Below are 24295 nucleotides of genomic sequence, written 5' to 3'. Positions count from 1 at the left end.
CCTGGCCGTTCGTCACCGGATGCCACGTGCCGCACACCTTCCGTACGTTGGCGTCATGTTTGAGGTCGGAGAGAACGCCGATGGGATCCTGGCCGGGGTCCTGTTCCTGATCTGGCTGTCCGCGGCGATCCTCGCCACGCGGCTGGCTTGGCGGCCGACGCCCGAGGCGCTGCGGAAGAGCGCGCGGCGGCTGCTGCGCCTGCTCGTCGCCGCGCTGGTGGTGCTGATCGTCAAGTGCGTCGCGATCGGGTTGATGCTCGCCGTCGACTGGATCTTCGCCGACAACCGCGTGATCGTGCAGATGCCGCTCCTGCTGCTGCCGATGCTGGCCGTCGCCGTCTGGACCGTGCCGGCGCTGCGCGCCCTGGCCAACCGCGACGACGCACCGGTCGACGTGCAGACGCGCTCCGCCGTCGCCGATCCCCGCTTCGTCGTTCCGGTCCAGGTGACGGCCGTGGCGACGGTCATTGGTGTCTACTTCGCGTACGTGTCCCGGCCGGTCCCCTCCTACCTCGACGACATCGCGACCCACGCCGCGCCGATCCTCCTGTCGGTGTTGGTGCTGTGGCTCTGGCAGGGGCGGCGCCTGCGTGCCGTCACGGCGACGGACTTCGCCCGTCGGGGCCGGCGGGCCAGCGCCCTGCGCGCCACCGCGCAGACCGCCGTCGTGGTGCTCGTCGTCGCCGCTGGCATCGCCTACGTGGCCCAGAGCAGCAGACTGCCCGACCGCATGAGCATGACGTCGCACGACAACGTCGACTACGGCGGCGGCCCGTCGTTCGGTCACGGTGGGCACGGTGGGGTCTCCGTCGACGACCTGCGCGGGCCGCGGACCGGCAAGCCCAACAAGGCCTTCACCCTGACCGCGAGAAACGCCACGGTACGGCTGTCGTCGGGCACCGAGATCGAGGCGTTGACGTACGACGGTCAGTCGCCCGGACCGGAACTGCGGGTCCGCGAGGGCGACCTCGTCGAGGTGACGTTGCACAACGAGATCCCCGACGAGAACGTGACGATCCACTGGCACGGCCTCGACGTGCCCAACGGTGAGGACGGCGTGGCCGGCGCGACGCAGAACGCGGTGGAGACGGGTGGCACCTTCACCTACCGGTTCATCGCCGAGCAGGTCGGCACCTTCTGGTACCACACCCACCAGAACCCGCTTGAGGCGATCCGGCGGGGCTTGTTCGGCGCACTGATCGTCGAGCCACGCGACGGCCCGCCGCCCGGCGAGCGTGATGTCGTCGTGATGGCGCACGAGTGGCGTACGCCGGACGACAACATCGTCGCGTTCGGCACCAGTGACACGCTGCAACGCCAGGAGGTCGCCCCGGGCACGCCGGTGCGGCTGCGCCTGATCAACACCGACAACAATCCGTCCACCGACAGCCGCCCGCGGTCGTTGACGGTCAACGGCACGCCGGTGCGGGTCGCGGCGATCGACGGGGTCGACGTCAGCGGCCCGACCCCGCTGACCGACCCGCGGTTCGGGCTGGCGACCGGGGGCCGCTACGACGTGACGTTCACGATGCCGGCAGGCCCGGTGCGCCTCACCGACCTCGCCAACCGCGACGGTGGGCTGGTGTTGGCGCCCCCGGGTGACAGCTCGACGCCGAAGGTCGTCGACGACGGGCACCAGTTCGACCCACTCTCGTACGGCTCTGGCGGCTCCCGGCCCTTCGACGCGGGCTCGTCGTTCGACCGCTCGTTCACCCAGCTCCTCGACGACCGGTTGTCCTTCTACGACGGCGGTCTCCACCTGGTGCCGATCATCAACGGGCACAGCTTCCCCAGGACGCCGACGCTGATGGTCCGGACGGGTGACGTGGTCAAGGTGCGGATCGTCAACCGCAGCCACCAGAACCACCCGATGCATCTGCACGGTCATCACGCGTTGGTGTTGTCCCGCAACGGGGTCCGCGCGACCGGGTCGCCGTGGTGGATCGACAGCCTCGACCTGATACCCGGTCAGATCTACGAGATCGGCTTCACTGCGGACAATCCGGGGCTCTGGATGGACCACTGTCACAACCTCGACCACGCGGCCAACGGCATGGTGATGCACCTCGCCTACGAGGGGGTGACATCCCCCTACGAGCTGGGGCGCGGCACTCCCAATCAGCCGGAGTAGGCGGGCCTGTCGAGCCTTCCTCCACCGGGCCTCGACGCAGCGTGGGTGGTGATCCGCGAAGGTCGCCGAGGCCGACAGTGGTGGCTGCTGTGACACCCGAACATCGGCATCTGCCCCATCGATGGGCGTTCACATCTTGGCAGTGGTGCACGCCTCCGCTAACGTCCATGGGAACGCTCCCATCAACTTAGCAACATCGATGTGATCTGGAGGCAACACGTCGTGGCCATCCTCTCCTCGCTCCGCCGCAGATCGGCGGCCGCCAGTGTGGCGGCCGTCGCGGGCGCCGCCGCCGTCGGCGTCTGCCTCGCCGTCAGCAGCGCCTCCGCCGGCACGCTGTCCGGGTCGCTCTACCGCGACCCGAGTTCGGCCGTCGTCCGCTGGGTCGCCGCCAACCCCGGCGACTCGCGAGCCGCCGTCATCCGCGACAAGATCGCAAGTCAGCCACAGGCGCGTTGGTTCGCCAACTTCAACCCCTCGACCGTGCAGTCCGAGGTCTCCGGGTTCATCGGCGCCGCCAACGCGGCACAGCAGATCCCGGTTCTGGCGGTGTACGAGATCACCAACCGGGACTGCGGCGGGGCCAGCGCCGGTGGGGCGCCCGACCTCAACCAGTACCAGACGTGGGTGTCCAACTTCGCCAGAGGACTGGGCAACCAGACCGTCATCATCATCCTGGAGACCGACTCGCTCGCCCTGCTGACCTGCCTGAGCACCGGCGAGATCAACGCGCGCAACGAGGCGATCTCGACGGCCACCCGGACCATCAAGTCGGGCAACCCCAACGCCAAGGTGTACCTCGACGGCGGCCACTCCACCTGGAACAGCGCGGGTGAGACGGCCAACCGGCTCCGGGCCGCCGGCGTGCAGTACGCCGACGGCTTCTTCACCAACGTGTCGAACTACAACTCCACCTCCAACGAGGCGAACTTCGGCCGGTCGGTCATCTCCTCCCTCAACGGCATGGGGATCTCGGGCAAGCGCCAGGTCATCGACACCAGCCGTAACGGGGGCGCCAGCGGGGACTGGTGCGGCGACGACAACACCGACCGACGCATCGGGCAGTACCCGACGACCAACACCGGCGACAACAACATCGACGCGTACCTCTGGGTGAAGCCGCCGGGCGAGGCGGACGGCTGCCGCTACACCGCCGGTTCGTTCCAGCCCGAGCTGGCCTTCAGCCTGGCCAACGGCGCGCCCAACCCGCCCACCACCGCCCCGCCCACCACCGCCCCGCCGACGACCACTCCGCCGACCACGACCCCGCCGACGACCACCCCGCCGACCACCCCGCCGCCGAACACCACGCCGCCGGCCGGTGACGGCTGCTACGCGTCGATCGCGGTCAACCAGTGGGCCGGGGGCTTCACCGCGAGCGTGACGGTCACCGCCGGCAAGTCGGACATCAACGGCTGGACCGTGAACGTCACGCTGCCCGGCGGCGCAGCGGTCACCGGCGTCTGGAACGCCCAGGCCAGCGGCAGCAGCGGAACCGTCGGGTTCACCAACATGAGCTACAACGGACGGGTCCTCGGTCGGCAGTCGACCAACTTCGGCTTCCAGGGCACCGGCACTGGCCCGGGCGTGCTGGCCGACTGCGTGCCCGCCTGACCCAACCGGGTGCCACGGCCCGGCGCGGAGGACCACTCTCCGTGCCGGGCCGGTCTCCGTCCCGGCGGCGGGCCGGGTTGGCGGCGTGGCGTGGGATCAGGTGCGGTGTGGCGTCTGCGTCCACAGCTGCGCCCGTTCGACTACGGAGCGGCCAGCAGCGAATCCCGATCGTCGACGCGGTGTGGGTCCCCGACGACTGATCGCACGATGTCGTCGAGGCTGTAACGGACGGTGTACCCGATGAGTTCGCGGGCCAGTGACAGATCCGGCATACGGCGAGCCATGTCTTCGAATCCGCTGCCGTAGGCGACGTCGTAGGGCACCGTCTGGATGTCACTGGTCGAGCCGGTGAAGTCCTTGATCTTCTCGGCGAGGCCGCGGATGGAGATCTCCTCGCGCCCGCCGAGGTTCACCGCCCTACCGTGCGCCGCAGGGGTCCGCAGCAGCTCGACCATCGCGGGTACGACGTCGTAGACCGACCCGAAGCACCGGCGCTGCGTGCCGTCGCCGTACACCGTGATCGGTTCGTGGTTGAGCGCCTGCGCGACAAACCGGGGCAGGACCATGCCGTACCGGCCTGTCTGCCGCGGCCCGACGACGTTGAACAGTCGGTAACTCACGCAGGGGGTGCCCGTCTCGGCCGCGCGAACGTGCGCCACCAACTCGTCGAGACCCTTGGCCGCCGCGTATGACCATCGGCTGAGCAGCGGGGACCCGAGGATCCGGTCGGCGTCCTCGCGGAGCCCGTCGGCATCGTTCTTGCCGTACACCTCACTTGTCGACGTGACGCCGAATGGCACCCCGTGCGTCACTGCCGCCTCGACGACGTTTTCCGTTCCGTACAGGTTGACGCGCAGTGAGTGCAGGGGATTGTCGACGATCGTTCGCACCCCGACGGCGGCGGCGAGATGGAAGACCGCATCCTTGCCGCGGACGCACTCGTTCACCAGGTCCCGGTCGAGGATCGACCCCTCCACGAGGCGTACGGTCCCGGCGTCCAGGCAACTGGCGAGGTTTGCCACCGAACCAGTGGAAAGCTCGTCGAGCACGGTGACGTCATGGTGTTGCGCAACCAGGAATTCACAGAGGTGGGAGCCGATGAATCCGGCGCCCCCGGTGACAAGAATTCGCATAGCTCGCTTCCTTTCGGCAGCAGGTGGGGTGCGGGGGTGCGCAGCCGGTCAGGCCAGGCAGCGCATGATGTAGAACGCCTCGGCAAGCGGTACGCCGGCCTGCATGCCGCGCAGTACCGCGAGGCTGCGGAGGGTTTGTTCGGACCGCGTATGTGGATGCTCGTGAACCTGGGTGGCGTACTGCCGCATGGCTTCGAGTTTGCTTTCGAGGTCCTCCTCGGCGAGTTCGACCAGGAGGTTAGGCATCGGGACCGAATCGGTACGCCACTGATCCGCTGCCTCTTCGTAGGCCAGCACGAAATCGGGGTGATGGCGTAGCCGGGTGTTGGATGGTCGCGTCGCGGTGTGGGCCGCCTCAGCGACAGCCTGGTGGTCCTGGTTGTAGCTCGACCGGTGCGGAGCGATCAACATCGTCGGACGCAGCCTGGCGATCGCCAGCGGGCTCTCCTGCTCCACCATGTTGGCGAGTTCGACCCGGGGAATCTGGTCGAGCCGGAGGTGATACTCGTCGCCCGGAAACGCCATGTGCCAGCCGTCCCACTGTTGGTGGTCTGCGACCCGCTTGATTTCGTGGTCGCGTTCCGTCGGGCTGGAAACGACGGACGAGGACTGATCGGTGGTGTTGCCAACGGTGAGAAATTGGACGAAGACCTCGGCGCCGGCGGACTTCGCCTTGTGGATCAATCCGCCGCAGCCGAGGGTCTCGTCGTCGGGATGCGGCGAAAGAATGAGAATGCGCTGCTGCGACCAGGTGAAAGTCATCGTGGGTGTCCGTTTCCGTGAGTCATCCGAAGGTCTCCTGAAGCGCGGCTCAGAGTCGCTCGACGTTGTCGTAGCGCTCCATGCGGCCGCTCGTGTCGAGCACCAACCGGGAGCGCCGGGCGATGGCCGCGAGATCGAACGCGGAGTGGGCCTGGAGCAGTACGACGGCGTCACAGTCGTGGACCGCGTAAAGGGGCGCCTCCACCGGTGTGATGCTCACCCCGTCGACGACCCAGTTCCGCACGTAGGGATCGGCGAAGCACAACTCGGCGCCGAGGTTGAGCAGCTCACGGGCCAGGGGCAGCGCCGGAGTCTCGCGGTCGTCGGCGATGTCCGGCTTGTACGTCACACCCAGCAGCATCACGCGTGCGCCGTTGACCGACTTCCGCTCCCGGTTGAGCGCCCGCTGCAGGCGGCTGGCGACGTACCTGGGCATCCGCCCGTTGATCTCGTCCGCTGTTTCGGCCAGCCGGAAGGCGTAGCCGAGCTTGCGGACGGTGTGCGACAGGTAGGAGGGGTCGATCGGGATGCAGTGTCCGCCGACTCCCGGGCCGGGGAGGAACTTGTGGAAGCCGAATGGCTTGGTGGCGGCGGCCTCGATGGTCTCCCACAGGTCGATGCCCAGTTCCTCGCAGAAGATCGCCATTTCGTTGACCAGGGCGATGTTCACGTTGCGATAGGTGTTTTCCAACAGCTTCGCCATCTCGGCCTCGCGGAGGCCGGAGGTGGGCACCACCCGGGAAACCAGCTTGCCGTAGAAGGTGGCAGCGTGGTCACGGCAGCTCTCGGTCAGGCCACCGACGACCTTCGGCGTGTTCCGCAGTCCGAACTGGCCGTTCCCCGGATCGATGCGCTCAGGCGAGTACGCCAGGCTGAAGTCGCGCCCCGCCGTGAGGCCCGATTCCTCCAGGATCGGCCGAACGACCTCCTCGGTTGTTCCGGGATACGTCGTGGACTCCAGGACGACCAGTGTGCCCGGCATCAGGCGGGCGGCCACCATGCGTGCCGCACTCCGCACAGCCGTCAGATCAGGTCCGTGATCGTCGCTGAGCGGCGTCGGCACGCAGACGATGATGACTGCGCTCTCGGCGAACGACGCCGGGTCCGTCGTCGCACGGAAGCCGGCGGCAAGCATCTCACCGAGATCGTCCTTGGAGATGTCGTCGACGTACGATTTCCCGCTGTTCAGCATGTCGACCCGGCCGGCGTCGATATCCACGCCGACAACACGCAGCCCGGCAGCGGCTGCCTCTTTCAGCAGGGGTAGACCCACATAGCCGAGACCAACCACTGCCAAGTCGTACGACACACGAGAAAACTCCCCTGTTGATCCATTCACTATGGAGGTAGGCGAGTAGTCCTTCTCGAATGACCGATGCGACCGTGCATCGTCCAATATCATGGAGGTAACCGACTCTTGTCCCATGACCGCCTCATTTCGACCAGACTTTTACCGTCCGCCGGTCCGCGTAACCGCGGCCGGGCCGTGTGCCGGCTGCGCCGGAGCTCCTTCCGGTGCGCCAGACCTGCCTATTGAGAGTCCGCCGGCCAAGGGGTCGACCGTTTGTCGATTGCGGGTGCCAGCCCCAGGTCGACCTCGGATCATCTCTCACGCGCCTGCTGCTCGTCCCGTTGGAACCAATGACGGGAGAGCGCACAATTCGTGTCCGCTCTCCCGATAGGCTGAACGCGATCCCATCCTTCCGCAGTTCCTTTATATTCGTAGCAGCAACGTACTCCCGTCGCGGTACCGCATTAGTGTTCTCCCGGATACTCAAGACATTCTGTGGAGCTGCTCATCAGAACGGGGATTTACTACTGAGGTGATTTCAGTGAGATTCCCCGGCTGGTGTCCGGTCAGGCCGGGGGCCGTCCGACGACGGCTGGCCGTAACTCATCTCTGGCCGGAGAGTCGTTCGCTGGTGGGCGTGGCGCGCAAGACGATGCTCAGCGTCATGGCCGACACCATCGACGCGTGCTGTTGGCAGAAGCGCCCTGACAGCAGAGCGCGCGGAGTCGTCGACCACGCGTCGCGCGCCGGCCTTTGTCGCATCGACGGTGGCCGGCGCGCGAGGGGCGCCGCGCTGGTATGTGGTCCGTGGGCCACATACCAGCTGCGCTCGGGTCAGTGGGTCAGCTTCCGACCCCGGATGACATCGTTGATGACGAAGAAGTTGATGGTCGGGACGATGTCCAGCAGGCGCGTGATCGGCGTGTCGTACTTCCGGGCCATGTACCGATAGTTGGCGACTGCGTCGGCGCCTTCGCCGTCACGCTCGTGCGGCCAGTGCAGGGACACCGCATCGCGGTTGAGGAACATGCGCGCGCCGTCGCGGTGCAGCCGGTAGCCGAGGTCGACGTCCTCGCCACCCCAGGCCCGGAACGCGTCGTCGAACATGCCCACGCGCCGTAGCTGCTCCGTCCGCACCGAGGAGTTGAACGTCCAGTACATGAGCCAGGGTGCCGGCGCGGCGGAGAAGTCGTCGCCCTCCCGGATGAAGAAGTCCTCCCTGATGTCGCGGTGGAGGCCCTTCTCGCGCCATTGCTCGATCGTGCCGTCCACATTGTTGAGGTCAAGGTCGGCCAGGACGTCGTCGGCGTTCTCGTTGTTGAGGCTGTAGCCGAAGACGTATCCGCACACGGCGAGCGGTTCGCTTGCGGCCTCGTGGGTGGCGAGGTGCACGCGGAGGAGGCTGGAGTGCGCCATCACCCCGGCGTCCATGAAGACGGTGATCTCGCCCTGGGCGTGGGTGATACCCAGGTTGCGGGCCCCGGCAGCCCGGTAACCCTCGTCCTCCTGGAAGAAGTAGCGGAGGTTCATCTGGTCCATGTACTTCTTCACGACATCCGCAGTGTCGTCCGACGATCCGTCGTCGACCACCAGCACCTCGTAGTCATCGTGATCCAGGTCCTGATGGACGAGGGACTCAAGGGTGAGCTGCAGAATGTCCGACCGGTTGTAGGTCGGGATTACGACGGACAGTTTCATGGCCTCTCCTTCTCTTGCGGGACATTTCGTGGCAGGCGAGCAACGCGAATGCGGCGGCCGTCAGTAGGCCACCGAACAACGGGATGACGCGCACCCCGGCCGTAGCCAGCAGGCCCGCGCCGATGAACGAGCCGGCGGCGAGACCGAAGTTGAACGCGACGCTGAGGCTGGCCGACGCCATGTCGGTGGTCGACGGGGCCACCTGCATGATTCGGTGCTGGATGCCCGCGATCAGCGAACTGAACGACATTCCCGCCACGGCGAGCAGCGGGATCGTCAATATCTTGCTCGCGCCGACCGCATAGAGACCGAGCATCGCGGCGGTGATGAGCCCGAGTAGACCCAGCACGACACCGAGCGGAAATCGGTCCAGGACCCGGCCGACTCCCCAGGTGCCGACGACGCCGAACGAGCCCTGGACGAAGAGCAGCAGGCCGAGCGATGCCGCGGCGAACCCGCTCACGTCGAGGAGGAAGACGGTCATGTAGGTGAACGCGCCCATGGCCCCGGTGACCGCGAGGATGGTGGCCACGAGGAGCACCACGAAGCGGTGCCGGTCCGGCATCGCACCGACACCGCTCGCGCTCTGTTGTGGTGCGACGCTCGGCAGGAGCAGGGCGACCGCGATGCAGGTGACGAAGCCGAAGACGGCCATCGCGACAAAGGCGCTCCGCCACCCGGCCTGCGCGCCCAACCAGGTGCCCAGCGGCACGCCCAGCACCGGGCCGAGAGCGTTACCGATCGACAGCCGAGCCACGATGCGGCCTCGGATGTTCTCGGGGAACATCGAGATCGCTACGGGGAACACCACCGCCCAGAAGACACCGTTGGTGATGGCGGACACCAGCCGTGCGGCGAGCAGCACCTCATAGGAGGTTGCGAGGGCCGACACCGCCGTCGCCGCAGCGAACACGCCGAGGGCGCCGGCAAGCAGCGGACGTCTGGGCACTCGCCGAGTGACCCGGGTCAGCGGGAGCGCCACGATCATGACGACCACGGCGTACCCGGTCACCAGCAGACCCGTCTCGGACCTGGAGCGTCCCAGGTCTGGCGCGATCAGCGTCAGCAACCCGATCGGAAGTACTTCGGTGGTGACGTAACAGAAAGTGGCGGCGGACAACGCGATGAGGGCATAGACAGCGCGTCGTTGGTGCACCATTGGCTACCTCCCAAAATCCTGGACAAGGTGTAGCAAGAAGTCGCCACGCAAGCGGTACGCAATAGACACTCGACCATCCCGATGGCGCTACTCAATCGCAGATCCGCGTACGTGATGCCAGCTAACCGGGTTTTGACGGTAGCATAGTTGGCCCGACTCTCCTCGCCATGTCCACTCCGGAGCTGTCGATGCTGCTCATCGGCGTGTCGTGGGTGCTGGGAAGGTGTTGAGCAGGCGGGCAAGCTACTACCGACTGTCGTTTGACAGGAATCTCTTCCGAGTCAGCGGGCCGGGCCGACCGTCGAACGCGACGCGTGGTCAGGCGCGGCGGCCGGCGCGTGAGCGGCCGCCAGCAAGCGATGCGGCGATGATGGGCGCCCGCGCCGGTCGCCCCCGCCGGCTCCCGCACTCGTCACCCAGCAGCTCGAAACACAACAGCCTGGGTGACGACTCAATCAGGTTCTGGGTGCCAATTCCAGATGTCTTGAGTGGAGCTCGGCCGGGTGCAGAGTACCGCCCCGCGAGTACGTTCATTCCTGGATAAGAAGGGAGGCACGCAATGCCTATCGAAAATCTCGCCCTGCTCCGCACGCAGGACATCGTGAAAAACGGGTGGGCCCATCAGCAACTACCCGTTTCGGTAACTGACGGGTGGTATGAATTCGCGAAATTCTGGGAGGACCTTCCCATCGACCCGTATGTTCAACCGAGCCACCGGACACGCCGATACCGCCGGTTGGGACGGCTGCTGGGGCGCGCCGGAGGTGGCCTGGAGACGCTGCCGGACCAGCCGTTCTACCAGGCGACCGACGTGAACCGGGTCTACGGTGGGCAGGCCAGGCAGTTCGCGCCGATCACCCCAGAGGCGTACGAGAACGCGAACTTTCAAGCCGCCATCGCGCATGACCTGAGCTTCATCAGCCGTGCCGGCGAAATCGACAGCGACTGGTCGATAACCGTCCACATGATTCGCGTGGCGGCCGGCGACGAGGGCACCTCGGCACCGGCACCGGAAGGACGGCACAGCGACGGCCACGACTATGTGGCGATCCATTTGATTGGCCGGCAGAACTGTGCCGGCGGCGTCAGCCGCGTCTTCCGTAAGGGTGAGAGCGAGCCGTTGTTCGAGCACACGATGTCGAATCCGATGGAAACGATTCTGCTCGACGACCGCGCGATGGAGCACGAAGTTACCCCGATCGGACCCGAGGGCGCGGCCATCGCGACCCGCGACATGATGATCATCGATTTCGAGCGAGCCTAGTCTTCCGGAGGGATCCCATGTCCAATCTGACCACCGCATCGGTTGTTTGCCTGGAGTGCGACACCGAGGTCGCCGTATCGACCGGGGCTGAGCTGGGCGACATCCTGGCGTGCCGCGGCTGCGGCCAGGAGCACGAGGTAGTCGAAGTTGCCCCCACGATCCGGCTTGACCGCGCACCCGAGATCGAGGAGGACTGGGGTGAGTGAGACGGCCGATGTGCTGGTCTCCGTGACCATGGTGCGCCCGGAGGAACGCCTGCTCCTGGAGGCTCTCCGGGCAACCGGACTGACCGCGCAGACGGCGCTGCCCCGGCACACCGCCGCCGTGCTCAACAACGCCGCGCCGCGGCCGCGCATGGTGCTGTTGCGCAACGTGTCCCATCGGGAGCTGGCCTCGATGGCCGCCCGGTTCGAGCACGCCGACGTCGAGACGCTGAACACGCCGCACGCGGTGCGCCTGTGTCTCGCCAAGGACCTTCAGGCGATTGCCTTCGCCAACCACGACGTTCCGCACCCGACGACGCACATCGCGTTCACCGTCGAGCAGGTTCGTGCCTACGTCGACGCGCTCGGCGGGGACGCGGTCGTCAAGCCGATCAGCGGCTCGTGGGGACGCGGGATCGTCCGCCTCGCGGACGAGGCGCAGTTCGACGCCTGGGTCGGCGGCCGGGAGGCGTTGGACCCGGCCGGTAAGGAGTTCCCCGTCGTGGTGCAGGAGTACGTGCCCAAGCCCGGTTACAACGAGCGGGTGCACGTGGTGGGGGACCGTCCGATCGTGGCCTACCGTCAGGTGGGCTCCGGTCTGCGCACCAACACCCACCAGGGCGGTGCCGTGGAGCCCATCCCGATCTCGGACCGCGCCCGCGACCTGTGCGCCCGGGTCGTGGCGTGCTTCGGCCCCGGCTTCTACGGCGTCGACCTGGCCGAGTCCAAGGAGACCGGCGAGATGTACGTGCTGGAGGTCAACACCAACCCGGACTTCGCCCAATCCTCGAAGATCCACGGCGTCGACATCGCCGGCCACGTCGCCGCATACGTGCGCGACGCGGTGTTCGCACGGGCGGAGGTGGCGGCGTGAGCGAGCACATCAGGGCGGCCGTCCTCGGCGGCAGCGGGTTCATCGGAGCCGAGCTGATCCGTCTGCTGGCTGCCCACCCCCGGGTGGTGCCGACGTTCGTGTCGTCGGCCCGGCACGCCGGTCAGCGCGTGGGGCAGGTCGTGCCGGGTTTGCGCAATTCGGCAATCGGCGGACACCACATGCGCAAGCTCGACGAAATGCCCGACGTGGACGTCGCGTTCGCCTGCCTGCCCAACGGCGTACTGCCGTCCGTGCTCGACGACGTGGCCGATCGCGCCAGGGTCGTGATCAACCTGGCCGGTGACTACCGGCTGCGCCAGTCGGACCAGATCGAGCGCCACTATCCCGCGTCGGCGGGCGGCTGGCGGCAGCCCATCCCCTACTACATTCCAGAGTTCGCGCCGACGCCGACGGAGTCCGTGCTCAACCTGCCGGGCTGTATGGCGGCGGCCACCATCTATGCGCTCTACCCGCTGTTCCAGGCTGATCTGGCGGCGGAGGACGTGGTGGTGGTCGCGAAGTCGGGATCGAGCGGCAGCGGCACCGGCAGTGTCGAGCATCCGGCGGTGCGCGACGGGAACGTCCGGGTGCACCGGCTGCACGGCCACCGGCACGCTCCCGAGGTGCGCCAGGCCCTCAACGACCTGACCGGTCGGGCTCCGGACCTGCAGTTCTCCACGTTCAGCCTGCCGGTCGCCCGCGGCGTCATGGTCTCGGCGTACGGGCGGCTGAAGCCAGGTACGGGGGAGAGCGACGTGCGTCGGGCGTTCGCCCGGGCGTACGCCGATGCGCCGTTCGTGCGGGTGGCGGGCGGGCGGTCCCCGATGGGGATGCCGATGCTCAAGACGGTCGTGGGCGCCAACGTCGCCGAGGTCGGAGTGGCGGTGGCCGGTGAGCGCTGGGTGGTGGTGTCCGCCCTGGACAACCTCATCAAGGGCGGCGCCGGCCAGGCGGTGCAGACGCTGAACCGAATCCACGGAATGGACGAACGGCTGGGACTTCCGGAGGCCGGTGGATGGCCATGATGAACAACGAGGTATTGGCGGGCATCTTTCCCTATCGACCGCTGTACGTGGTCAAGGTGGGCAGTTCGAGCCTGCGTCACGCGTCCGTCTACGACGACCTCGCCGCGCTGAGCGCGGGCGGTGCCCGACTGTTGCTGGTCGCCGGCGGCGCGGCCGACATCGCTGACTACTACGCCGGCATCGAGCGCCCGATGCGGATGCTGCGGCTGGCCTCCGGCGACGAGGTGCGGTACTGCCCGCCCGACGAGATGCCGCATATCGTCGCCGCGTACGAGCAGCTGACCCTCCCTCGGATACGAGACAACCTGGGCCAGCGGGAGATGACGGTGTTCGCTGCGACGGCCACGCCGGAGGGCCTGGTCACGGGTACCCCGAACCGGCCGCTCCGGGTGGTCGAGGGTGACCGGCAGCGATTGGTCCGCGACCACCGGGCCGGCGTTGTCTCCGCGGTGAACGCGGCTCGGCTGCGCTCTCTGCTCGACGCCTTCGACGTGGTCTGCGTGTCACCGCCGGTGACCGCGGCCGACGGCGGCGCGCCCATCAACGTGGACGCCGATGTGCTCGCCGCCGAACTGGCCAACGCGCTCGCCGCCGATCACCTACGCCTGGTGACCGGCACCCCGGGCCTGCTCGCCGACCCGTCCGACCGCGGCAGCACCCTGCCGCAGCTGTGCCGAGGCGAGGGAATGACCTACGCCCGCGGACGGATGCGGCAGAAGGTCCGGGCGGCGGAGCTCGCCCTGGGCGGGACCGCCGACGTTGCCATCACCGGCCCGCACACCGCCAACGCCCACGGCGGTACCCGCTTCTGGCGTACCGCCGCACCAGATCCCGACCTGGATCTGCTGACCCGCATGGTGGAGATCTCCTCGGTCTCCGGTGGCGAGCGCGAGCTGGCGCTGTTCCTGCTGAAGTGGCTGACCGAGAGAGGCGTACCCGCGGTCATCGATCCAGCCGGCAACCTGGTCGCCACGCGCGGTCGCGGGCCACGTCGGCTGCTGATGCTCGGCCATCTGGACACCGTGCCCTACCGCTGGCCAGTGGAATGGGACGGCCCCGTGCTGACCGGCCGTGGCTGCGTGGACGCCAAGGCCAGCCTGGCCGCGTTCCTGCAGACGCTCGTGGAGTTCGAACCGCCCGACGGTGTCACGGTGCGGGTGGTCGGCACCGTGGAGGAGGAACGGACAGCGTCAGGTGCGCTCTACGCGCGTGACCACTACCCGGCGGACGCGGTGATCATCGGCGAGCCCAGCGGTGCCGGCGCGGTGACGATCGGCTACCACGGCGTCTGCAAGGTGCGGATGGACGTGGCCCGGACCACCGGTCACACGGCGGGCAAGGAGCGACGGACGGCCGCCAGTTGCCTCGTCGACCTCATCGGCGAGGTCGAGGCCGAGGTCGGCAAGTGCAGCCCGGAAGCGTTGTTCGCGGTGCTCGACCTGGCCACTGGTGGCGCCGGTGGCACCCAGACCGCCTCGGCGGTGCTGGATGTACGGGTGCCGCCGGGAACCGAACTGGACGACGTGCTGTCCGCCTTCGAAGACGGTCAGCTGCTGCTGGCCACGCCGCCGGTGAGCACGCCACGGACCGATCCGTTGGTGCGGGCGTTCACCCGGGCCCTGCGTGCGGTGACCGGTGACGCGCCACGGCTGCTGGCGAAGAAGGGAAGCAGCGACATGAACACGCTCGCCACCAGATGGCGCGGCGTTCCGATGGTGGCGTACGGGCCGGGCGATGCCCACCTGGACCACACGCCCGACGAGCGGTTGTCGGCCGACGAGTACCGGCGGGCGCGGACGGTGTTGTCCGCTGCCGTACGGGATTGGTGTGTGCGGTGATGGACGAGATCGACAGGCTTCGCGAACAGGCCACCCGGGCTCGCCGGCTGGTGGTCGACATGGCTGCCAGCGGCGTCGGCTGCCACCTCGGCGGCAGCCTCTCGGTGGTGGACATCCTGGTCGCCGCGTACGCCGTTGCCCGCTCGCAGCCGGGCACGGAGGTCGTACTGAGCAAGGGCCACGCGGCGGCCGCGCTCTACGCGGTGCTGCACGAAGTCGGCGTCATCGAGGAGAATCCGGCACCCCGCTACGGCCGCGCTGGATCGCCCTACACCGGACATCCCAGCCCGAAGGTGCCCGGCGTCCGGTTTCCCACCGGCAGCCTCGGCCACGGGCTCGCGTACGGGGTCGGCTGGGCACTCTCCCGGCGGTTGCTGAACCGGCCCGGCGGGGCCATCGCGGTGGTCGGTGACGGCGAGTTGCAGGAGGGCCTGGTCTGGGAGGCGCTGCAGGTGGCCCAGGCCAAGCGCGTCGGCGGGCTCACCGTGGTGGTGGACCTCAACGGCGGTCAGAACGACGGTTACGTCTCGGACATCTCACCGTTGACCGACCTGCCGGCCCGGCTGGCCGCCTTCGGCTTCCTGGTGACCGAGGTGGACGGGCACGACATCGAGAAGTTGCTGACGACGATCGTGCCGACCGACCGGCCGATCGCGGTGCTGGCCACCACCGTCAAGGGCAAGGGTGTGCCGGCGACCGAGGGCAAGGCCGGCTCGCACTACGTGAAGATCAGCCCAGCGCGGGCCCGGCAGTGGAAGGCGGCGATCCGGTGATGACAGCCACGGTGTCGGCGCGGGAGGCGTACCGGCTTGAGCTGACCGAGCTGGCCGCAGACGACCCGCGCATTGTGTGCCTGGAGGCGGACCTCGGCGGTCCCTCGCACTGCTTCCAGGACCGGTTTCCTGACCGGTTCCTCAACCTCGGCATCGCCGAGGCGTCCGCCGTGGACATCGCGGTCGGGCTCGCCTCCGCCGGGCTGCGACCGTTCGTCAGCACGTTCGCCACGTTCGCGGCGCTCCGGGCGGGGGAGAGTGTCAAGCTCGGGCTGGGATACCTCGGGGCTCCCGTGGTCCTGGTCAGCCCGTACGGCGGGGTGTCCGGCGCGTGGTTCGGGCCGACTCACCACTGCCTGGAAGACCTCGCCGTGATGCAGAGCCTGCCGGGTGTGCGGATCGCCGTACCCGCCGGTGAGGCCGAGACCCGCGAGGCGATCCGGGCCGCCGCCGACGGCGACTGGCCCTGCTACGTGCGGCTGGGCCGCAACGAGGTGTTCGACGCGTCGTTCGCTCCGGCCGGTCGGGGCGCGGTCACCTGGCTGAACCCGATGGATGGCGACACCTGCCTCGTCTCCATCGGGGAGAAGCCGACCGCACTGTGCCAGGCCGTCACCGAGGGCGAGCCGGAGCTCGGCCATGCGCACCTGTGCTGGGTGGACGCGGAAAGCCTGGCGCTTGCCCTGCCGCAGCTGGCCGGCGCGCGGCGGCTGGTCGTCGTCGAGGAGCACCGCGCCGCCGGCAGCGTGGCATCCACCCTTGCGCTGCTGCTTCCCGACCGCGAGGTACGGAGTGTGAACGCCGGTGCCGACTGGTCGACCGAGGGTGGCAACCACGACGAGACACTCGCCGCGCTGGGGCTCACGACATCCGCAGTCCTCAGCGCCGTCCTGAAGGGGAACCAATGACCACCACGATGCAGCCCAGCGCCAGCGCTCTGGAAGTGACCCGGCAGACGCTTGCGGACCCATCGCTGAGCCGACGCAGCCCGGGTGAGGAATTCGCCATGTCGGTCGCCCGGGTGCAGAACGGCACCGACGTGGTGGTGCCGATCCGGGCGCACCTGACCGCCTCCTTCCCGCTCTTCAAGAGCCGCCCGCGCTACACCGTGCGGCACCTGCTGAAGGTGGCCTCCGTCTCCGACCAGACGCTCGCCTACGTACGCGAGGCGCCGAAGAGCGAGTACGGCGACGCCGGCACGGCGTACGCCGCCACCCCGGAGGCCTCCTTCGAGCCCACAGTCGAATACGCCGAGCTGACCGAGCTGAGCGTGTCGGTTCCCCTGCCGGCCGACCTGCGGCACGAGCCCGCGTTGCTCGCCGCGTTCATCGACTACCGGGTGCTCGTCCGGATGGGCGTGGTGGAGAACCAGGCCCTGCTGCACGGCACCGCCGACGGTCGGATAGCAGGGCTGCTGAAGCTGCCCGAGATGCGCAGGCAGACCGTTGGCGGCGACCTCGGTGCGGTGTTGACCGCCGCGGCGGGCGTGGTCGAGGAGACCGGTGGTTCCTGCGACGGCATCGTCGTGCACCCCGCCCACTACTGGGAGTTGGTCCGCGACGGGCTGCTCGGCCGACTCGCCGAGGCCGGAATCAAGGTCTCGCGTACCCGGATGATGCCGCGTGGCCAGGCGCTGCTCGGGGATTTCCGGGCCGCCGTGACGCTGCTCGACCCCAGCCGGTCGGCGCTGACGCTGCATGGCGACGTCGTGGAGGCCCGCACCTCCGTGGGCCTGGCCGTGCACCTGCCCCAGCACTTCCTCCTGCTGACGGACGGTCAGCGATGAAGGTCATCTACATCACGGGCTGGCTGCGCAGCGGCAGCACCATCCTCGGCAACGTCCTCAACGAACTGCCCGGCGTGCTGCACGCGGGCGAGCTTCACTACCTGTGGAAGAACGGCATGCTGGACAGCGGCACGAACTCGCTGTGCGGATGCGGCGAGCAGATCCGGCAGTGCGCGCTGTGGTCGTCGGTGATCGCCGCGTTCGGCGACGACCAGCCCACCCAGCTCGCGCGTCAGATGATGGCGTGGCAGCAGGCCGGCCTCCGGACCCGGCACACCCGCGCCCGGCTCGCCAGCACGCCCACCCACGTCGCCGCGGTGCTGGACCGCACCGTCGCGGTCTATCAGGAGCTGACGCGGCGTGGCGCGGAGCGGGCGGTCGTGGACAGCTCCAAGTACCCCGCTGAGGCTGCTGCTCTGCTCCGGCGCTCCGACGTGGACGTGCGGGTGCTGCACATCGTTCGCGATCCGCGCGCCACCACCTACTCGTACCAGCGCGGCAAGCGGTACATCGAGCCGATGAGCCCGGCCCAGAGCACTGCGAACTGGGTCGGCTTCAACGTGGCCTCCGAGTACGTCGGCCGCGCCGCGGAGGGCCGTTACCTCCGCATCCGACACGAGGACCTGACCCGGCAGCCCCGTGAGGTGCTGGCCGAGGTGCTGCGCTTCGCGGGGCTCGACGACGAGCCACCGGTGACGGAGGAGGGCAAGGTGACCCTCGGTATCAACCACACGGTCACCGGCAACCCGGATCGGCTCGGCCAGGGCACCGTGTTGATCCGGCCGGACGAGCGCTGGCGTACCGAGCTGCCGTCGTTGCCGACCGCCACGACCACGGCGCTCGCACTGCCCCTGCTGCGCCGCTACGGGTATCCGACGCTGGCGAGAAAGGGGGCGTGATGGATCTCGGATTGTCCGGACGGACGGCGTTGGTCGCCGCCGCCAGCAGCGGCCTCGGGCTGGCCGTCGCTCGCGCGCTGGCGGCCGAGGGCGCGAACGTGTCAATCGCGGCCCGCGACCCGCAGCGACTGGCCGCGGCGCACAAGCTGGTCGACGAGGCCGGTCCTGGGCAGGTGCTCTCGGTCGAGGTGGACGTCCGTGACGACGCGGACGTGACGCGCTGGGTGGACCAGACGGTCGAGGAGTTCGGCGAGCTGCACGTCGTGGTCACCAACTCTCCCGGCGTGCCGCACGGCCAGGCCGACACGTTCACCGTGGACGACTATCGGCAAGGCGTAGAGGGGTCGTTGCTGCCGCACATCTCGATCACGTTGGCGGCACTGCCGCACCTGCGCCGGGCCGGTTGGGGACGGATCCTGCTGATCACCTCGGAGGCCGTACGCCAGCCGCTGCCCGGCACCGCGATGTCCGCGACCGCCCGGCTTGGTGTGCTCGGTTTCGCCAAGGGTGTGGTGCACGCGGTCGGGGCCAGCGGCATCACGGTGAACGTGCTGGCCCCCGGCGTCCATCAGACGCCGGCCTTCGACGGGTTCGTGGCGGCGCGGGCCGCCGTCGAGGGCGAGACCGCGCTCAAGGAGATCATCGCCGAGGTGCCGCTCGGCCGGGTCGGGCAGCCAGCGGACTTCGGTGCGCTCGCCGCCTTCCTCGCGAGCGAGCAGGCGGGCTTCGTGACCGGCACGGTGCTGCTGGTCGACGGCGGGAACACGCGAGGTGTCACATGAGTCTGGAAATGCTGGAAGCGGAGTCGATCCACATCATCCGCGAGGTGGCCTCCGAGTTCGAGCGGCCGGCGCTGTTGTTCTCCGGCGGCAAGGACTCGATCGTCATGCTCCGCCTGGCGGAGAAGGCGTTCCGGCCGGCTCCGATGCCGTTCGCGCTGGTTCATGTCGACACCGGGCACAACTTCCCGGAGGTCCTCGACTACCGCGACAAGCGCGTCGCCGAGCTGGGCGTACGACTGATCGTGGCCTCGGTGCAGGACTCGATCGACGCCGGGCGGGTGATCGAGCAGACCGGGCGGCGGGCCAGCCGCAACCGGCTGCAGACCACGACGCTGCTGGACGTCATCGCCGAGCACCGCTTCGACGTGGCGTTCGGCGGTGCCCGACGCGACGAGGAGAAGGCCCGGGCCAAGGAGCGCATCTTCTCCTTCCGGGACGAGATCGGCCAGTGGGACCCGAGGAACCAGCGCCCGGAGCTGTGGAACCTGTTCAACACCCGAATCCGGCCGGGCGAGCACATCCGGGTCTTTCCCCTGTCCAACTGGACGGAACTCGATGTCTGGCGCTACATCGCCCGGGACGAGCTTGACGTGCCGCCGATCTATTTCGCGCACCGGCGCCGTGTGTTCGAGCGCGACGGCATGCTGCTGGCCGAGAACCCGTACCAGTCACCGGACCCTGCGGAAGTGGTGTCCGAGGCGACCGTACGGTACCGGACGGTGGGTGACATGACCTGCACGGGAGCGGTCCTCTCCGGCGCGCGGACGGTCGCCGACATCATCCAGGAAGTGGCAACGACCCGGATCACCGAGCGCGGCGCTACCCGCGCGGACGACCGGACCAGCGAGGCCGCCATGGAGGACCGCAAGCGGGAAGGGTATTTCTGATCATGGACATCCTCCGGTTCGCCACCGCCGGGTCGGTGGACGACGGCAAGAGCACACTGATCGGACGGCTGCTCTACGACTCCAAGTCCACGTTCACGGATCGGCTAGAGGCGGTCGAGGACGTCAGCCGTCGGCGCGGCGACGAGTACACCAACCTCGCGCTGCTGATGGACGGCCTGCGGGCGGAGCGTGAGCAGGGCATCACCATCGACGTGGCGTACGGCTACTTCGCCACGCCCAAGCGCAAGTTCATCCTCGCCGACACTCCCGGCCACGCCCAGTACACCCGGAACATGGTGACCGGCGCCTCGACGGCGGATCTGGCCATCGTCCTGGTGGACGCGACAAAGGGCATGGTCGAGCAGAGCCGTCGGCACACGTTCCTGCTCGGTCTGCTGGGCGTTCCGCACCTGGTGGTCTGCGTCAACAAGATGGACCTGGTCGGGTACGACCAGGGCGTGTTCGATCGGGTCCGGGCGGAGTTCTCGGCGTTCACCACGAGGATGGCCACCCGGGACGTCACCTTCGTGCCGATCAGCGCGCTGCACGGCGACAATGTCGTCAGTCGCTCGGCCGAGATGCCCTGGTACGAGGGCGCCTCGCTGCTGCATCACCTGGAGAACGTGCACATCTCGTCGGACCGCAATCTGGTGGACGTCCGCTTTCCGGTGCAGTACGTGATCCGTCCGCAGTCCAGCGCGTGCCCCGACTACCGCGGTTACGCCGGTCAGGTAGCCGGTGGGGTGCTGCGCCCCGGTGATGAGGTCATGCACCTGCCCTCCGGGCTGACCACCCGGGTCGCCGCCATCGACGGTCCGGACGGGCCACTCGACGAGGCCACGCCGCCGATGTCTGTGGTGCTGCGGCTCGCCGACAACCTCGATGTGTCCCGGGGGGACATGATCTGCCGGCCACACAACGCGCCGGCCGTGGCTCAGGACATCGACGCCATGGTGGTGTGGATGAGCGAACGCCCGCTCCGACCGCCGGCTCGGTTGCTGCTCAAGCACACCACCCGGACCGTCCGCGCGGTCGTCCGGGAAATGCGTTACCGGCTCGACGTCAACACACTGCGTCGGGACCCGAGCGCCAGCGAGTTGCGGTGCAACGAGATCAGCCGGCTCGAGTTGCGAGTGACCCAGCCGCTGTTGTGTGACCCGTACTCGCGCAATCGGCTCACCGGCTCCTTCATCCTCATCGACGAGGAGACGAACCACACCGTGGGTGCCGGCGTCATCAACTGACGCCCGGCACACCGTCCGAGCCCGCGGCCATCCCCACCGGAAACTCCTGGTGGGGATGGCCGCGGGCTCGCGCAGTGACCGGGCCGACAGACCGGAACAGGGCTCAGGTCTGCGGCCGGGTAAGCAGAACGCTCAGGGCGCCGAGCTCCCCGCGGTTGGTGATGCCGAGCTTGCGGTAGACCCGGTGCAGGTGGTTCTCCACGGTCCGCACCGACAGCACGAGGGTTCGGGCGATCTCGCGACTGGACAGCCCGCCGGCGGCAAGCTCGGCGATCTCGCCCTCCCGGGGCGTGAGGCGCGGCGGCGCCAGCGCGGACAACGCGGGCGAGCGGGGGATCTCGTCGCAATGGCCCATGAACATGAGGGCGCGGGCGGCAGCTGTGGACGCCATGGCCAGGCGGCCATTTGAACGGTGCCGCTCGGACTCCTCGGCGGCGGCCTCCGCGGCCAGCAGCGGGCTACCCATCTCGGCGAAGTCGGCGGAGGCCGCCGCGAGCGCCGCAGCGTCCCCCTCCGCCATCGCTCGGGCGTGCAGGGCGTAGGACTTCCCGAGGAGTCGACCCGACTGACCGGCGAGCGTCCGTAGCCGGTCGGCGGCGTGCCTCGGTGCGCCCAGGCGCGCCGCGTCGTGCAGGGCAAGCGTCTCGAAACCGGCCGCGCCCCGGTCCCGGGCCAACCGCGCGGTCCACTGCGCGTGCGCGGCGGCGTCGCCGTGTCGGGCGCCGATGACCCAGGCGCGGGCCAGTTCCGTCCACGGGGTCAGCAGCCGCAGGGACACTGCGTCCAATCGGTCGGCCTCGGCCAACGTGCGGACCGCCGCATCGGGGTCGCCGGTCAACGCGTAGCTGTGCGCGAGCAGCCCCAGCAGCACGGACAGCACATTGTTGGAGCCCTGCTCACGGGCGATCGAAATGCCCTCACGGCACCAGGACGCCTGGTCCCGCAGCTGGCCCCGCATCCGAGCGACCAGGCCGCGCAGCAGGCACGACACGAGGGTCGCGAACTGCCACCGGTTGGCGAGCGCCCGCTCGTAGCCGGTGCGGGCCCGCTCCTCCGCTGCGGCGAACTGCGCGGTCCACAGCAGGCCGTGGACCGTGCCGAGGTCGGCGAAGACGGCAAGCCACGGCGCCTCGTCCGGCCACTTGCCGGCCAGCAGATCGAGCCCCTCGTGCGGGCGGCCGGAGAAGACCATGGCCAGGCCGGCGGCGACCTGGGCTTCCGGCTCGTCCGGCGCGTCGGCGGCGAACTCCAGTGCGTCCTTCGGCGCGTCCGATAAAGCACGAAGCAGCGCCTGCCGCGCGACCAGCCGCCGACGGGCAACCGGGTCGACCGTCTCGTCGACCGCCGTGGCCAGCAGCGCCTCGGCGGGTGCCTGTCGGTCGAGGCCGAAGTAGAGGTTGAACGCGCGCACCATGGCAACTCGGGCGCGGTCGACGTCGCAGTCCAACCGACCGAGACCGGACAGTGTGGATTCGGCCTCCGTCGGCCGGCCGGCGAACAGCAGACCGTACCCGAGCGGCTCGATCACCGCCGTTCCCCGGCCGGCGGCCAGCTCGCGCCGGGCGAGCTGCCCGGCGAGCTCGAAGTCCAAACCGGCACTCGCGACCCGGGCGGCGATCGCCGTGTTCTCCGCCGACGGCCGCTGGCCGGAGGCCAGCTGCCACCGCACGGCACGCGCGAGGTCGGCCTCATCGTGGCTGGTCGCCTCGATGAGGCTGGCGCACTGACTGAGCCAGCGCCGCGCGCGCAGCCGTGGCGTGACCGCGCGCAGGACGTCTCCATATATCGGGTACGCCAGGCGTGTGAGGTCTCGGCCACCGCTGCGTTCGATCTTGATGAGACCGTGCGCTTCCGCTGATTCGAGCACGTCGGCGGACACGAGCTCGCCGAGCACGGCCGGGCAGATCGGCTCGGTGACGGCGAGCAGCTCCATGGCGGAGCGGCATTCCGGCGACACCGTAGCGAGCCGTTCGTCGATCAGCCCGGTGAGCCAGGACGGGATGGCGAACGGGCCGCGTAGCGTCCACATGCCGTCTTCGGCTACCAGCCGGTTCGTCTCCAACTGCGCGGTCAGCAGCTCGCGCACCAGCAATGCGTTGCCCGCGGTGGCCTCCCAGAACCGCTGGACCAGAGCGCCTTCCACCTGACCGCAGAGCGCCTCCTCGAGGATCTGGTGGACGTCGCAGCGGCTGAGCGGACCAACCTCGATCCACTCGGCCAGCCCATCGGTCCACAGGTCCGCGATCGGGCGCGGCAGTCGCCGGTCGGGACGCACCGCGGCGAAGAGGAAGAGTTCGCCTCGCCGGGCGAGCTGAACCGCCAACGCGGCGGACGCCTCGTCCAGCAGGGGAGCGTCGTCCACGACGAGCGTCAGGCGGCGCTTGCCGGCGGGCTTGAGCAACGCCTCGGCCCCGGCCCGGAGCGCGTCGCCCGTGAACGGTGCGCGGAGCAGCCCGGACGGCAGGTGTTCGGCGAGGGCGCCGAACGGAACGTTGGCGGTTGCCACGGTGGTGACGGCCCGGATGACGTGGTGCCGCGCAGGATCCGCCCGATGGGCGATCTCGGTCTGCAGCCGGCTCTTGCCCACGCCTTCCGCGCCGATCAGCGCAATGCCGGCGGAACCGCGCCGGTCGGTCGCTGCGCAGATGCGCCGCAGCTCTGAGTGTCGGCCAGCGAAAACGTCTCGGAGGCGGTCCCTGATCGTTACGTCGGTGGATTCCACCGGCCCACTGTCTTATTAGTTGCTATCGATCGGCTTTCGTCAAACCATTGCTCGAGTCGGCCTATCGCCGTTGCGCGAACCCGGCGCGGTCCTGAGTATCCGACGCGCGCCCTGTGTATCGAGAGCCGGACCGGTTGAGTACTTCGCCGGGATAACCCGGTAGTCACGACCAAGCCTTTCCCGCAACGGGTTCACAGTATCGTCGCCACT

General features: G+C 68.8%; 20 protein-coding genes. 14 read left to right on the top strand and 6 right to left on the bottom strand.

Annotated features, from left to right (window positions below; all coding sequences use genetic code 11):
• Positions 1–55: 55 nt before the first annotated feature.
• Both V6U86_RS13660 and V6U86_RS13655 read left to right on the top strand, forming a co-directional pair.
• Entirely contained in the window at positions 56–2131 is a 2076-nt protein-coding gene (locus V6U86_RS13660; RefSeq protein ID WP_334502792.1) for a multicopper oxidase family protein, read from the top strand.
• A gap of 222 nt (positions 2132–2353) precedes the next feature.
• Complete coding sequence (locus V6U86_RS13655; protein ID WP_334502890.1) at positions 2354–3745, top strand: glycoside hydrolase family 6 protein; 1392 nt, start codon at positions 2354–2356, stop codon at positions 3743–3745.
• Between the two features lie 140 nt (positions 3746–3885).
• Here the strand turns inward: V6U86_RS13655 and V6U86_RS13650 are convergent, their stop codons facing one another.
• From V6U86_RS13650 to V6U86_RS13630, 5 genes are all read right to left on the bottom strand, one after another.
• Positions 3886–4878, bottom strand: a complete 993-nt coding sequence (locus V6U86_RS13650; protein ID WP_334502790.1) for an NAD-dependent epimerase/dehydratase family protein — start codon at positions 4876–4878, stop codon at positions 3886–3888.
• Between the two features lie 48 nt (positions 4879–4926).
• Positions 4927–5640, bottom strand: coding sequence for a PIG-L deacetylase family protein (locus tag V6U86_RS13645; RefSeq protein ID WP_334502787.1), 714 nt, complete (start codon positions 5638–5640; stop codon positions 4927–4929).
• A gap of 49 nt (positions 5641–5689) precedes the next feature.
• Positions 5690–6949: a nucleotide sugar dehydrogenase gene (locus tag V6U86_RS13640; protein WP_334502888.1), complete on the bottom strand. Its 1260-nt coding sequence runs from the start codon at positions 6947–6949 to the stop codon at positions 5690–5692.
• Between the two features lie 816 nt (positions 6950–7765).
• A complete protein-coding gene (locus V6U86_RS13635; RefSeq protein WP_334502785.1) occupies positions 7766–8629 on the bottom strand; it encodes a glycosyltransferase in 864 nt (287 codons plus the stop codon).
• Positions 8568–9788, bottom strand: coding sequence for an MFS transporter (locus V6U86_RS13630; RefSeq protein WP_334502783.1), 1221 nt, complete (start codon positions 9786–9788; stop codon positions 8568–8570). Before V6U86_RS13630 ends, V6U86_RS13635 begins: the two co-directional genes overlap by 62 nt.
• A gap of 559 nt (positions 9789–10347) precedes the next feature.
• Between V6U86_RS13630 and V6U86_RS13625 the strand changes: the two genes are divergently transcribed.
• From V6U86_RS13625 to V6U86_RS13570, 12 genes are read left to right on the top strand one after another with little or no spacing between them, the layout of a single operon-like run.
• Positions 10348–11052: a 2OG-Fe dioxygenase family protein gene (locus V6U86_RS13625; RefSeq protein WP_334502781.1), complete on the top strand. Its 705-nt coding sequence runs from the start codon at positions 10348–10350 to the stop codon at positions 11050–11052.
• Between the two features lie 17 nt (positions 11053–11069).
• A complete protein-coding gene (locus V6U86_RS13620; RefSeq protein WP_334502779.1) occupies positions 11070–11258 on the top strand; it encodes a lysine biosynthesis protein LysW in 189 nt (62 codons plus the stop codon).
• Positions 11251–12129 (top strand): ATP-grasp domain-containing protein, encoded by an 879-nt coding sequence (locus V6U86_RS13615; protein WP_334502776.1) that lies wholly within the window; start codon positions 11251–11253, stop codon positions 12127–12129. Before V6U86_RS13620 ends, V6U86_RS13615 begins: the two co-directional genes overlap by 8 nt.
• The gene (gene argC, locus V6U86_RS13610) at positions 12126–13154 is read left to right on the top strand and encodes an N-acetyl-gamma-glutamyl-phosphate reductase (protein ID WP_334502773.1); all 1029 of its coding nucleotides are present in this window, start codon (positions 12126–12128) and stop codon (positions 13152–13154) included. The genes V6U86_RS13615 and argC overlap by 4 nt, the downstream gene beginning before the upstream one ends.
• Positions 13154–14992: a M20/M25/M40 family metallo-hydrolase gene (locus V6U86_RS13605; RefSeq protein ID WP_334502771.1), complete on the top strand. Its 1839-nt coding sequence runs from the start codon at positions 13154–13156 to the stop codon at positions 14990–14992. Before argC ends, V6U86_RS13605 begins: the two co-directional genes overlap by 1 nt.
• On the top strand, positions 14992–15765 hold the full coding sequence (locus V6U86_RS13600; RefSeq protein WP_334502886.1) for a 1-deoxy-D-xylulose-5-phosphate synthase N-terminal domain-containing protein: 774 nt from the start codon (positions 14992–14994) through the stop codon (positions 15763–15765). Before V6U86_RS13605 ends, V6U86_RS13600 begins: the two co-directional genes overlap by 1 nt.
• A complete protein-coding gene (locus V6U86_RS13595) occupies positions 15765–16673 on the top strand; it encodes a transketolase family protein (RefSeq protein WP_334502770.1) in 909 nt (302 codons plus the stop codon). The genes V6U86_RS13600 and V6U86_RS13595 overlap by 1 nt, the downstream gene beginning before the upstream one ends.
• Positions 16670–17551 (top strand): family 3 encapsulin nanocompartment shell protein, encoded by an 882-nt coding sequence (locus tag V6U86_RS13590; protein WP_334502768.1) that lies wholly within the window; start codon positions 16670–16672, stop codon positions 17549–17551. Before V6U86_RS13595 ends, V6U86_RS13590 begins: the two co-directional genes overlap by 4 nt.
• Positions 17548–18450, top strand: a complete 903-nt coding sequence (locus V6U86_RS13585) for a sulfotransferase (protein ID WP_334502765.1) — start codon at positions 17548–17550, stop codon at positions 18448–18450. The genes V6U86_RS13590 and V6U86_RS13585 overlap by 4 nt, the downstream gene beginning before the upstream one ends.
• Positions 18450–19232 (top strand): SDR family oxidoreductase, encoded by a 783-nt coding sequence (locus V6U86_RS13580; protein WP_334502763.1) that lies wholly within the window; start codon positions 18450–18452, stop codon positions 19230–19232. Before V6U86_RS13585 ends, V6U86_RS13580 begins: the two co-directional genes overlap by 1 nt.
• Entirely contained in the window at positions 19229–20119 is an 891-nt protein-coding gene (gene cysD / locus V6U86_RS13575; RefSeq protein ID WP_334502761.1) for a sulfate adenylyltransferase subunit CysD, read from the top strand. Before V6U86_RS13580 ends, cysD begins: the two co-directional genes overlap by 4 nt.
• Before the next feature lie 2 nt (positions 20120–20121).
• Positions 20122–21363, top strand: coding sequence for a sulfate adenylyltransferase subunit 1 (locus V6U86_RS13570; protein ID WP_334502759.1), 1242 nt, complete (start codon positions 20122–20124; stop codon positions 21361–21363).
• Positions 21364–21466: 103 nt separating this feature from the next.
• Here the strand turns inward: V6U86_RS13570 and V6U86_RS13565 are convergent, their stop codons facing one another.
• Positions 21467–24085, bottom strand: coding sequence for a helix-turn-helix transcriptional regulator (locus V6U86_RS13565; protein WP_334502757.1), 2619 nt, complete (start codon positions 24083–24085; stop codon positions 21467–21469).
• Positions 24086–24295: the final 210 nt, after the last annotated feature.

Source organism: Micromonospora sp. CPCC 205558, assembly GCF_036902955.1.
Classification (GTDB): domain Bacteria; phylum Actinomycetota; class Actinomycetes; order Mycobacteriales; family Micromonosporaceae; genus Micromonospora.
This window is presented reverse-complemented; position numbering and strand designations above follow the sequence as displayed.

What these genes read in the sequence shown, in the direction of transcription:
- cysD (WP_334502761.1), top strand. Translation starts at nt 19,229, where the DNA reads ATGAGTCTGGAAATGCTGGAAGCGGAGTCGATCCACATCATCCGCGAG.
- V6U86_RS13645 (WP_334502787.1), bottom strand. Translation starts at nt 5,640, where the DNA reads ATGACTTTCACCTGGTCGCAGCAGCGCATTCTCATTCTTTCGCCGCAT.
- V6U86_RS13590 (WP_334502768.1), top strand. Translation starts at nt 16,670, where the DNA reads ATGACCACCACGATGCAGCCCAGCGCCAGCGCTCTGGAAGTGACCCGG.
- V6U86_RS13625 (WP_334502781.1), top strand. Translation starts at nt 10,348, where the DNA reads ATGCCTATCGAAAATCTCGCCCTGCTCCGCACGCAGGACATCGTGAAA.
- V6U86_RS13570 (WP_334502759.1), top strand. Translation starts at nt 20,122, where the DNA reads ATGGACATCCTCCGGTTCGCCACCGCCGGGTCGGTGGACGACGGCAAG.
- V6U86_RS13605 (WP_334502771.1), top strand. Translation starts at nt 13,154, where the DNA reads ATGAACAACGAGGTATTGGCGGGCATCTTTCCCTATCGACCGCTGTAC.
- V6U86_RS13600 (WP_334502886.1), top strand. Translation starts at nt 14,992, where the DNA reads ATGGACGAGATCGACAGGCTTCGCGAACAGGCCACCCGGGCTCGCCGG.
- V6U86_RS13660 (WP_334502792.1), top strand. Translation starts at nt 56, where the DNA reads ATGTTTGAGGTCGGAGAGAACGCCGATGGGATCCTGGCCGGGGTCCTG.
- V6U86_RS13580 (WP_334502763.1), top strand. Translation starts at nt 18,450, where the DNA reads ATGGATCTCGGATTGTCCGGACGGACGGCGTTGGTCGCCGCCGCCAGC.
- V6U86_RS13650 (WP_334502790.1), bottom strand. Translation starts at nt 4,878, where the DNA reads ATGCGAATTCTTGTCACCGGGGGCGCCGGATTCATCGGCTCCCACCTC.
- V6U86_RS13620 (WP_334502779.1), top strand. Translation starts at nt 11,070, where the DNA reads ATGTCCAATCTGACCACCGCATCGGTTGTTTGCCTGGAGTGCGACACC.
- V6U86_RS13595 (WP_334502770.1), top strand. Translation starts at nt 15,765, where the DNA reads ATGACAGCCACGGTGTCGGCGCGGGAGGCGTACCGGCTTGAGCTGACC.
- V6U86_RS13635 (WP_334502785.1), bottom strand. Translation starts at nt 8,629, where the DNA reads ATGAAACTGTCCGTCGTAATCCCGACCTACAACCGGTCGGACATTCTG.
- V6U86_RS13630 (WP_334502783.1), bottom strand. Translation starts at nt 9,788, where the DNA reads ATGGTGCACCAACGACGCGCTGTCTATGCCCTCATCGCGTTGTCCGCC.
- V6U86_RS13585 (WP_334502765.1), top strand. Translation starts at nt 17,548, where the DNA reads ATGAAGGTCATCTACATCACGGGCTGGCTGCGCAGCGGCAGCACCATC.